This is a genomic window from Protofrankia symbiont of Coriaria myrtifolia, assembly GCF_900634755.1.
Taxonomy (GTDB): Bacteria; Actinomycetota; Actinomycetes; order Frankiales; family Frankiaceae; genus Protofrankia; species Protofrankia coriariae.
The window spans coordinates 1-9,303 of record NZ_CAAAFS010000030.1 but is presented as its reverse complement, the minus strand read 5'-3'; the positions used below and the strand labels follow the sequence as shown (position 1 = coordinate 9,303).

The 9,303-nt window shown below is 67.0% G+C and carries 10 protein-coding genes; 3 read left to right on the top strand and 7 right to left on the bottom strand.

Going from position 1 to position 9,303, the window contains the following annotated elements:
* Nucleotides 1-190: 190 nt before the first annotated feature.
* The 3 genes from CM1CMNOD_RS01420 to CM1CMNOD_RS01410 all read right to left on the bottom strand — a co-directional run bounded on the left by CM1CMNOD_RS01420 (nucleotide 191) and on the right by CM1CMNOD_RS01410 (nucleotide 3,414).
* Nucleotides 191-712 (bottom strand): AAA family ATPase, encoded by a 522-nt coding sequence (locus CM1CMNOD_RS01420; protein ID WP_013871913.1) that lies wholly within the window; start codon nucleotides 710-712, stop codon nucleotides 191-193.
* A 1,060-nt stretch (nucleotides 713-1,772) separates the two neighbouring features.
* Nucleotides 1,773-2,216, bottom strand: coding sequence for a TIGR03618 family F420-dependent PPOX class oxidoreductase (locus CM1CMNOD_RS01415; RefSeq protein ID WP_043604437.1), 444 nt, complete (start codon nucleotides 2,214-2,216; stop codon nucleotides 1,773-1,775).
* 145 nt (nucleotides 2,217-2,361) lie between these two features.
* Nucleotides 2,362-3,414: an NADPH:quinone reductase gene (locus tag CM1CMNOD_RS01410; protein WP_013871911.1), complete on the bottom strand. Its 1,053-nt coding sequence runs from the start codon at nucleotides 3,412-3,414 to the stop codon at nucleotides 2,362-2,364.
* Nucleotides 3,415-3,571: 157 nt separating this feature from the next.
* Here CM1CMNOD_RS01410 and CM1CMNOD_RS01405 point away from each other — a divergent pair, with 157 nt between their 5' ends.
* Both CM1CMNOD_RS01405 and CM1CMNOD_RS01400 read left to right on the top strand, forming a co-directional pair.
* The gene (locus tag CM1CMNOD_RS01405; protein ID WP_013871910.1) at nucleotides 3,572-4,534 is read left to right on the top strand and encodes a GlxA family transcriptional regulator; all 963 of its coding nucleotides are present in this window, start codon (nucleotides 3,572-3,574) and stop codon (nucleotides 4,532-4,534) included.
* Nucleotides 4,535-4,789: 255 nt separating this feature from the next.
* On the top strand, nucleotides 4,790-5,125 hold the full coding sequence (locus CM1CMNOD_RS01400; protein WP_050803279.1) for a hypothetical protein: 336 nt from the start codon (nucleotides 4,790-4,792) through the stop codon (nucleotides 5,123-5,125).
* A gap of 570 nt (nucleotides 5,126-5,695) precedes the next feature.
* Here CM1CMNOD_RS01400 and CM1CMNOD_RS01395 read toward each other — a convergent pair.
* From CM1CMNOD_RS01395 to CM1CMNOD_RS01380, 4 genes are all read right to left on the bottom strand, one after another.
* Nucleotides 5,696-6,187 carry a hypothetical protein gene (locus tag CM1CMNOD_RS01395; protein WP_131772032.1) on the bottom strand — a complete coding sequence of 164 codons (492 nt, stop codon included), beginning with the start codon at nucleotides 6,185-6,187 and terminating at the stop codon, nucleotides 5,696-5,698.
* 446 nt (nucleotides 6,188-6,633) lie between these two features.
* Nucleotides 6,634-7,329 carry an NAD(P)-dependent oxidoreductase gene (locus CM1CMNOD_RS01390; RefSeq protein WP_013871907.1) on the bottom strand — a complete coding sequence of 232 codons (696 nt, stop codon included), beginning with the start codon at nucleotides 7,327-7,329 and terminating at the stop codon, nucleotides 6,634-6,636.
* A gap of 26 nt (nucleotides 7,330-7,355) precedes the next feature.
* Nucleotides 7,356-8,012 (bottom strand): hemerythrin domain-containing protein, encoded by a 657-nt coding sequence (locus tag CM1CMNOD_RS01385; RefSeq protein ID WP_013871906.1) that lies wholly within the window; start codon nucleotides 8,010-8,012, stop codon nucleotides 7,356-7,358.
* A complete protein-coding gene (locus tag CM1CMNOD_RS01380) occupies nucleotides 7,943-8,515 on the bottom strand; it encodes an MFS transporter (protein WP_347403383.1) in 573 nt (190 codons plus the stop codon). The genes CM1CMNOD_RS01385 and CM1CMNOD_RS01380 overlap by 70 nt, the downstream gene beginning before the upstream one ends.
* A 388-nt stretch (nucleotides 8,516-8,903) precedes the next feature.
* Between CM1CMNOD_RS01380 and CM1CMNOD_RS01375 the strand changes: the two genes are divergently transcribed.
* A partial coding sequence (locus CM1CMNOD_RS01375) for a sigma-70 family RNA polymerase sigma factor (protein ID WP_131773803.1) occupies nucleotides 8,904-9,303 on the top strand: 400 nt, incomplete at its 3' end.

Below are 9,303 nucleotides of genomic sequence, written 5' to 3'. Positions count from 1 at the left end.
GGTAGGTGCGTTGGCGGTCGGCGTCGCCGGGCACGTCGTAGTACTGGCGGGCCTCCAGACGGACGGCCTCGGTGGTGAAGGTGCTGTGGAAGGCCACGAGCTCCGCGGGAGTTATACGCCCTCGGCCAGGCGGGCGGCCGCGTCGAGGATGAGCCATTGACCGGCGCACCAGGTCATCGGACTTCGCGGCTCATTCCTGGAGAATGACGCGCTCACCCTCGGCCACGGGCTCCTGGAAGGCGGCGAAGTAGCGTTCCAGAAGCTCGTCGGGGACGGTGACGCTGTTCGCGCCGCGCGCCCGGCCGCGAAGAGCGAGCCGACGCCGGAGTGTTTCGAGGTCGGCCTTCAGGCGGATGAGTTCCCACCGGCATCCGTGGCTCTCGATCGCGGCCTTGTACCGGTCCCGGGTGGCCCGGTTCCAGAAGCTGTAGTCGATGACCCCGGGCGCCTTCATCTCCATCAGGCGGATCAGCTCGTCCCACAGCTGCCACTCGGCCGCGGACTTGAGATGCTCGTACTCCGCTGGATCGAGCTCGCCACCGTCGCGGCCAGTCCATTCCCACACGACCTCGTCGATGGAGAGTCGGGTGTAGCCGCGTCGCTCGAGCGCCCGCGCATATGTGCTCTTGCCGGAGCCAGGCAGGCCACACATCATCACGACGAGACCTCGCTCCGTCCCGACGAGCTCCGGCAGGAGATCCGAACCGTCCACGACGGCGAGAATACGGGATCTTGGACGGTCAGGGTGCGAGACGGTCGGGGGTTGTCTCGGGGCGACCATCTGGCGGGCGCCGGCGGCAGCGGATCAGTTGACGTCTCAGTGGGGATCTGCGAGCGGGTTCGCGGCCAGGTGGCCGTTCGCCGCCAGGGAAGCGTCCCGAGCGGGTTACACCGCACCGCTTCGACACTTAACAGAGCCTGAACATGATCATCCTGGGTCGGCCATGCGGCTGGCCAGCGGCTCCGGCCGCATGCCCGGTCGGCGCCCACGGCCTCGTCGAACCGCCCGGAAGGATCCGTGTGTAAGCGCGAGCCCCGACCGATCCGAGCCCCACCCGGAGACGTTCCACAACGTCCGCACCCACAATGAGCGCACAGAACCCATCGTTTTCTCGAACAACAAGCAATCGCGTACGTTACCCGCAGTATTTAACAGCCCCTTCCATCTTGGTCATGCCACAGCGCTGCTCGACCACCCGCATCGGTCACGACGCTGAAGCTCAGCCTTACCACGACACGTTCATGCAGTACCGTTGCATTCGCACACACCGGAGGATCTTGATCGTAGGTCTTCCGACTCGGATCGCTAAAGGTTGTTTCGTAACTTGGTTGAGCGCAATGCGGCTCGCCCAGTGGTGCCGGTCAGCTGGGCCGGCTGATGTCGTAAGATAGGCGATTCCGGCAGCGGTGACGGCGAGGGTGTGTGCCTGGCGGCGGTAGTCGCGCAGGATCTTTGAACCGCCAGGCCGATCCCGCCGGTGACCCCGGCGGAGAGCGTGTCGTCCCACTTCCCCCACACCACGACGGTGACTGCCACCGCCAGGGCGGCGAGCCCCGCCGCCACCCATGCGGTGCCGATACCGCGCGCTCGCTGTCCCCCATACCGTCACATCATCACGACCGCCCCGATCGCACTGTGCACCGCCGGAAACAGCGGCCCCGGAGCCGTTCCGGGGTGCCTGAAGCCTCCGTGATTCGGTTGCAGGAGTTCCCGCCGACGGGAAGATCCACATTCAAGATCGCCGGTCATCGACGAATGCAACGGTGCCGCGTCAGTCCACCCACGGGCCAACGCCGCCGATCCGCTCGACCGCGATCCGAACGATCATTCCCGTTTCGGAGCCGCGGTTCCCGAAGGGGTAGACGTCAGTGCCGAGATAGCGCCGGGCCAGGGTGTCCATGAGCGCGGTGAACTCGTCCGGGATCCCTGGGCCGAGGAGGGTCGCTCGGCCCCGCACAGTGAGGTACTGGGTGAGGCCGTCCGCGGCTCCGTCGGCGGTTCGCTCGTTGTCGTGGATGATGACCGTCACTCGCGGGTCCCGGCGCAGGTTGCGCACTTTCCGGCGATGCTCCTCCACACCGAAGACAAGGCTGCCTCTGTCGAGGGCCATCCACACCAGCGAGGCCTGCGGCGCACCGTCAGGGTCGATCGTCACGACGGTTGCCTCCCGGTCCGATGCGAACAGCCGTCGGGCGCTTGCAGGCAACGCCGGCATCCCTTTCCCGTCCAAGTGCTCTGTCGTCGCCTGGCCGGTCATCAGCGCTGCTCCTCGTTCCACGAGTTCACGGTTCCTGAAGGGCACCACGACGCGGACAGGGCCGAACTGTCCGCGTTGCGGTAACGCGGCTCCTGTTCGGCGATTACCGCGAGGCCGGTGGCTTCGACCGTCCGTCATGTCGGACGTCGATGAGTACCTTCCCGACCGCGCCGCCCTCGACCGCGTCGTGCGCGGCGGCCGTCTCGGCCAGCGGGAAGCGGTGCACCGGCAGCCCGGCGTCTTCGCCGGCCCGCAGGGCGCCCGCGGCCACGGCGGCGCTCACGTCCTCCACGGCCTGACGCTTCGCCGCGTCGGGCATCGTGTAGACGAGCACGAACTGCAGGCGGGTGTTGGCGAACATGTGCGCCCGGAGGGGAACGGTCAGCTGCGAACCGCTGGTGTCGGCGTAGATGGCGACAACCCCGTTCGGGGCTATGACCTGCTGGTTGAGCTCGGCGTTCACGACGGGGTCCACCTCGACCACCATGTCGACGCCGTCGGGGGCGGTCTTGCGTACCGCTTCGGCCGCGTCCGGGGTGCGGTAGTTGACGATGTGGTGCGCGCCGGCCGCGGAGGCCAACGCCGCCTTCCGCGGAGAACTGACGGTGGAGACGACGTTCGCCCCGGCCCAGCGCGCCAGCTCGATCGCGGCGTGCCCGACCGCTCCCGCGCCGCCGGCGACGAGCACGGTCCGGCCGGCCAGCGTCGACGGTCCGAGGACGGACGGGCCGTCCGGGTGGACGGTGAGGGCACGGTGCGCGGTCATGGCCGGGATGCCGAGGCTCGCCCCGAGGTCGAACGAGGCAGCCGGGGGCAGCGGCACCGCCCGGCGCGCAGGCAGTACCACCGCCTCCTGCGCGGTGCCGTCAGCTCGCTGCCAGGCTGCCTCCCAGATCCACACACGTTGTCCCACCCGCGCGGGATCAACTCCCTCGCCGACCGCGTCGACGGTGCCGGCGCCATCCTGGTTGGGAACCTGACCTGTCGGCGGGAGCGACGAACCCAGCGCTCCCCGGCGCGCCTTCCAGTCCGTCGGGTTCACCCCCGACACGGCGACGCGGACACGGACCTGGCCCGGCCCCGGCTCGGGCTCCACCCGTTCCACCAAGCGCAGCACATCGGATCCCCCGACCCGCTCATACACGATCGACTTCACGCAGTGTTCCTCTCAGGAGAACTCAGGACGACCAGCGGGAACGCCGGCACGTCCCGGTCGTCGCCCCCGCACGGGGGGCCGAACCACCATGTCAGGATGACCCGGCAGTTGATCCACCGGAAGTGGCCCGCGAGACACCATCCGATAGGATCTGGCCATGCATCGGGTCGCCGTGCTCGCCCTGGACGGAGTCATCCCGTTCGAACTCGGCATTCCAGGGCGGATCTTCACCGCCGCCATCGGGTCAGATGGCGAGCCGCTTTACGAGGTGATCGTCTGCACCCTCGACGGCCGGCCGGTCCGCACCGATGCGGGGTTCACCATCGCCGTCGACCACACGGTCGAGGTCCTCGCGGCGGTGGACACCGTCATCATCCCACCCGTCCATCCAATCGAGATCAACATGGCCGGACGGTTGCCCGAGTTGGTAGCCAGCGCGCTTGCCCGCATCCCGGCGGGTATACGCATCGTGTCGATCTGTACAGCCTCCTACCTTCTGGCTGCCGCGGGCCTGCTCGACGGCCGCCCGGCCACCACCCACTGGTTTGAGGCCGACCGCTTCCAGCGGATGTTCCCCCGGGTGAAGGTCGATCCTGACGTGCTGTTCGTGGACGACGGCGATGTGCTCACCTCGGCGGGTGCCGCCTCCGGCATCGATCTGTGCCTGCACCTCGTTCGTCGCGATCACGGCAGCGATGTCGCCAACCGCGCGGCCCGCCTCTGCGTTGTGCCGCCATGGCGTGATGGGGGACAGGCCCAGTACATCGAACATCCTGTCCCGCCGCTATCGGCCGCCAGTACCGCTCCCACCCGCGCCTGGGCACTCGAACGTCTGCCGGAACCGCTGTCCCTGGCCGAGCTCGCAGCCCACGCGGGCATGAGCGTACGCACCTTCACCCGGCGGTTCCGCGACGAAGTCGGCCTGACCCCCGGCCAGTGGCTGACCGGGCAGCGGCTGGAACGCGCCCGGCACCTTCTCGAAAGCAGCGGCCTGCCGATCGACATCGTCGCCCGACAGGCCGGGTTCGGCACCGGAATCTCCCTCCGACAGCATTTCCGTACCTCCGTCGGCGTCTCGCCGGCCGTCTATCGGCGTACCTTCCGCACCCGGAACCGTTAACCCGCCGTTCCCACGCGCCGATGAAATTCGCGATACCTGTGCTACGTCATGTCTCGACCAGAAAGAGCGGGGATACTGCACTTCATCAGTCCTTCAGGGGACGCCGAGATCGCGTTCGCCCAGCCGCATCCTCGTCTGCGCCCGGGAGCGCATCTCTACCGGGGGCACCGGATGTACCTGCTTCGCCCGCGGCGGAAATTAGAGATTCCTGTCAGTGCTGTGACCCTCGTCCTGGGATTTGCCGAAGAACTGCGCGTGAGCGACCTTGGCGAAGGAGCGGCAGCGGACAGTTACGATTCTTTTCTCGCCGGGCTCCAGACGCGGGCCAAAATAGTTGAGAACAACAGAAGCCTGTACGCGGTGGAAGTGGTCCTCATGCCGTGGGTGGCGTTCACCCTGTTCGGTGTGGCCATGCACGAGGTGGCCGAGAGCGTCCTGGATCCGGGTGACCTGCTTGGCGGCCGTGTCCGTGACCTGACCGGGGCACTGGCAGCCCTGCCGGACTGGGAGCAGCGGTTCGAGTTGCTTGACACGGTGCTCGCGCAGTGGATCGACCGCGGGCCCGCCCACTCGCCACCGGGTTCCAGGTAGCGGCCGCCGTGCCGTCCCCCGGAGCATCACTGCGGCGTCCGATGGCTGCTTCGGAGGCGTGAGCGGCGATACTGGCTGTGGTCGGGACGATACTCCTGCCAGCGGCCGCGGTGGCTTCCCCGTCCGAAGCGGGAACTGGGAATCGGCACCATCTCCGTACTCGGCCTCGAGGTGTCACCACCGGTGCAGGTTCCCGGTCTGACCAGGGCCACCGCTATCGGTGCCGGTCCGGGCATCGGATACGCGATCGTGTCGTCATGTTTCTTCCGGTCCTAACCGCAACGCACCCGGCGGTTTCGGGGAGGCCCGGAAAGCGGCCGGCCGAGCGGGTGTGTCATCGTGCCACCAATCCGCATTCCCTCCCGTCCCAGGAGATTTCTGGAACCAGGAGGGGTCCTCGTTCGGCTCCGCGCACCACCGGGCAAGGCCGGAACCGGGCGGACGCTAGTCCGCTCCCGGGCCACCGGATACCAGCCTCAAGAACGAGCCCCCGAACGGGCCCAACCACCGGGGGCTTCGCGGTTACACCGCCGATAGCGGATCTACCCGGCAACCAGTCGATCTGTCGTTTCAGGCGCTCGGCCTCCTGGAGATGGGCGCTTCCCGGGTGCCTATCAGCGTACTGCCCTTGAAAACGCCGAGTTCCACGGTGGCGTACTGGATCCCGTTCGAATCGATGGCGTACGTGTTGTAGGTGTAGGTCGTGCCACACCCGGTCGTGTAGCCGTGCCAGGGCCAATAGTGCTTGGCGCCGCGGTTGGGGACGGTCACCAGCCGAATGCCGATCTTGTAACCGTCGCATCCATCGTCGGCCCCCTTCAGCGTGACCGCGGTGAGGCGGTTCGTACCACCCCACTGGAAGAGGGCCTCCGAATGGGCATAGGGATCGAAAGAGCCAACGGTGCTCGTGATGTTGCCAGCGGCCTCTGCCTGCCCGGCCATCAGCGGGACGAGCGCAATCGACGAGAGGACGACAAGGGTCAACAAACGTAAACGTTTCCGCATGAAGCCTGGTCTCCAACTGTCCGGTCGGTCGAGGGCTTGCAGGACAAAGTCCAGCATAGTGGATTCCAGAAGATGCGCGGTGCGGATGAGGTCCCGGTCGGGGTCTCACACCGCGCAAGTCGGGACGCACTCCAGATCGATACGTGGTCCTGTGAGCCGCGACAACAGATTACATGATCGCATTTATCAATGCGCCGACCTGCGACGATGTGCTCATGTATAGAGAATGAAACCGACGGTTCTTACTCGAGAGAAGCCCGCACGATCACGTCGCTCAACATCCACGGGAGACGAGTCGATGTGAGAGATAAGACACGGCTCTCATGCGATCGCGAGGAGCAGCGTCACCACCGCAGCTCGCGGTGCCGGTGCGGCTTGCCGGCAGCGACAAGGCCGCGGAAAAGTATTGCTGACCGGCCTTCTGTGACAGGCGCGTAGGCAACCCACCCGGTTGCCTACGGTTCTCCGCATCGCCACCGTGAGCCCGCCGTCCGCACCGGGTGTCAGTCCCGTTTGAATGCCTCCCGGCGCAGCAGCTGGAACAGCGTGGGGGCGCCTTCGGAGGTTGTCACCGCGGCAACCTTGCGCACGAACCGGGTATCGGTCGCCTGTTCGAGCAGGCTCGCGGCAAGGTCGGTGCGGCTGGTGAAGACACCCGGCGCCTGGTCCTCGCGGAGCTCGTAGCTCGTCACACCGGGCGCATCGAAAAGGCCCGAGGGACGCATGATCGTCCAGTCCAGATCGCCGCCGCGCAGGAATTCCTCCATACGGCGCATGTCGGCGTAGGTCGTCTTTCCGATCGTCGCTGTGATCAACGGCTGGAAGACACGGTTCAGTAGGAAACCGCCGTCCGCATGATGGTGCGGCTCGGCGGCGCTCGAGCTCACCACGACCACGCGCTTGACCCCGTGCCGCGCCATCGCGGCGGTGATGTTACGGATGCCGTCGCTGTAGATGGTGACCGGCTTTCGGGTGAAAGGCACACCGAGCGCCGACAGTACGACGTCGGCTCCTTCGACAGCTCGGTCGACGGCCCGCGCGTCATGCGCGTCGGCCTCCACGACGTCGAGTTGTTCATGCGTGATCGGGAATTCCGCCGGTCGCCTGGTTACCGCGGCGACGTGCTGACCGGCGGCCAGCGCCTGTCCGGTCAGCAGCCGGCCGGTCGGCCCGTTGGCGCCGAAAACGACGATCCTCATGGTTGCGCTCCTTCCGAATGATCCGTTCATGCGGTGGTACCCGCGGTGCGGTAGTACTTGGGCGCCCATATCCGGCGGTAGAGGAACCTGGCGGGCGGCGGCAGCATCCCGAGAACTTTGGCCTGTATTCCCTCGGATGTACCGTCGAGCAGCCACGGGAGGAATTCCGCACCCCCACGCAGGCCCTGCGTTTTACGAATCGTCGTGGTGAACGCCGCCCATCCGTCGGGGCCGAGGTATGTCTCCACCAGCGGCAGGGCTTCGTGTTCCTCGTGCCGCATGTGAGCGGTCAGGCTCGTGCTGAAGGCGTCGATGCTCCTGATGAGTCCTGCCGTTTTGTCCGATGCGAGGGCATCGTCGATGCGTTCGAGATGTGGCCCGATCTGCGCGTGCTCGGCCTCCACCGCATCGAGAACGGCGATCTCGTCAGGCCGAAGCGCCTTGTCGCGCAGCAGGGGCCACAAGATGGCGTCCTCGACCTGATGGTGGATGTGGAGCTGCCTGGTGAACATCGCCCAACCCGCGTGTACTGCCGGCGTCCGGACGTGGCCACGTCCGCATGCGAGCCGCAGGCGCTGCAGGTCACGGGTGAAAGCGGCGTGCGCCACATACATCATGGTGAAATCGACCGTGCCGGCCGGTGGCGACGTACGGTTGTTCTCGGCGTTCGTATTATTGGCCATCTGTGCTCCGAACGGGTAGTTGGCTGGTCAGGGGATCGCGCTGCCGCCAGTCCTGATTGATCTTTGAGGTGTCGGTTACCGACATGCGACAGTGCCGCCGGCAGCATCAGCGCGGCGCCGAGACCCTGCGCGAGCCGCGCGCCGACCAGAACACCGGGGTTCCCGGCAAGTCCGCCGATCAGCGAGGAAACTCCGATCGGGCTGATTCCCGCGGCCAGGACACGGCGGCGGCCGAGAAGGTCTGCGACCCGGCCGCCCAGCATCATGAAGCCGCCGTAGGTGAGCAGGTAGCCGCTGGGAACCCACTGCCGGCTCTGCGCCGAGAAGTCCAGGTCACGCCGGATGTTGGGAAGGGTCACACTGACGATCGAGGCGTCGAGGAAGGCGAGGAAGGCGAGGAAGGCGAGGAAGGCGAGGAAGGCGAGGAAGGCGAGGAAGGCGACAGCGTACAGCAGAGCCAGCGTGATCTGGCCATGACGAGTCCCGAGGAAGGATCCGCCGATGCTGCTCCCAGGGTTGGTGACCTTGTCGGCGGCCCTGGCCCTGCCGCCGTTGACTGTGGTCACATCGTCTGGAAGACGCTCGGCCGGCCGGCTCGTTCCGATCAGGCGTTCGGCCCCTGCGCCACTGGCGACTGCGTCCAATTCAGGATCCCTCCCATGTGCGGCCGCCGTGGCCGCCGGCTCGGAGTCAGCCGCGTTCGACCGTCATCTCTCTGTCGGATCCCGACGGGCGGATGTGACTGTTGCCCTCGTCACCCCGTGGGCGCCGCTGCCGACGACGTTCAGGACCCGGGACCGGTCGGCCGGGCCGGTGCGGCCTGCCCCGTCACATCGGCGGTGCCGGATTCGTCATTGCTCAGGAGGGGTTCGATCGAAGGAGCGGTGATCCGTGGACGATGCGACGTGGCAGGCCGAGCAGTTCGAGCGACAGCGCCCACAGCTGCACGCGGTCGCCTACCGCATGCTCGGTTCGCGCAGTGAGGCCGAGGACGCGGTCCAGGAGGCGTGGCTGCGTCTGAGCCGCTCCGACGACGATTCGATCGGCAACCTCGGCGGCTGGCTGACGACAGTCGTGGGACGGGTGTGCATCGACATGCTGCGTGCCCGCCAGGCCCGCCGGGAGGACTATGTCGGTACCTGGCTGCCCGAACCGATCGTCAACGTCGACGACAGCGACGACCCGGAACAGCGGACGGTGCTCGCCGACTCCGTCGGCCTGGCCCTGCTCGTCGTGCTAGAAACGCTCACCCCGTCCGAACGGCTCGCGTTCGTCCTGCACGACATGTTGA

What these genes read in the sequence shown, in the direction of transcription:
- CM1CMNOD_RS01415 (WP_043604437.1), bottom strand. Translation starts at nt 2,216, where the DNA reads ATGCCGGCGTTGCCTGCAAGCGCCCGACGGCTGTTCGCATCGGACCGG.
- CM1CMNOD_RS01405 (WP_013871910.1), top strand. Translation starts at nt 3,572, where the DNA reads ATGCATCGGGTCGCCGTGCTCGCCCTGGACGGAGTCATCCCGTTCGAA.
- CM1CMNOD_RS01395 (WP_131772032.1), bottom strand. Translation starts at nt 6,187, where the DNA reads ATGCTGGACTTTGTCCTGCAAGCCCTCGACCGACCGGACAGTTGGAGA.
- CM1CMNOD_RS01390 (WP_013871907.1), bottom strand. Translation starts at nt 7,329, where the DNA reads ATGAGGATCGTCGTTTTCGGCGCCAACGGGCCGACCGGCCGGCTGCTG.
- CM1CMNOD_RS01385 (WP_013871906.1), bottom strand. Translation starts at nt 8,012, where the DNA reads ATGGCCAATAATACGAACGCCGAGAACAACCGTACGTCGCCACCGGCC.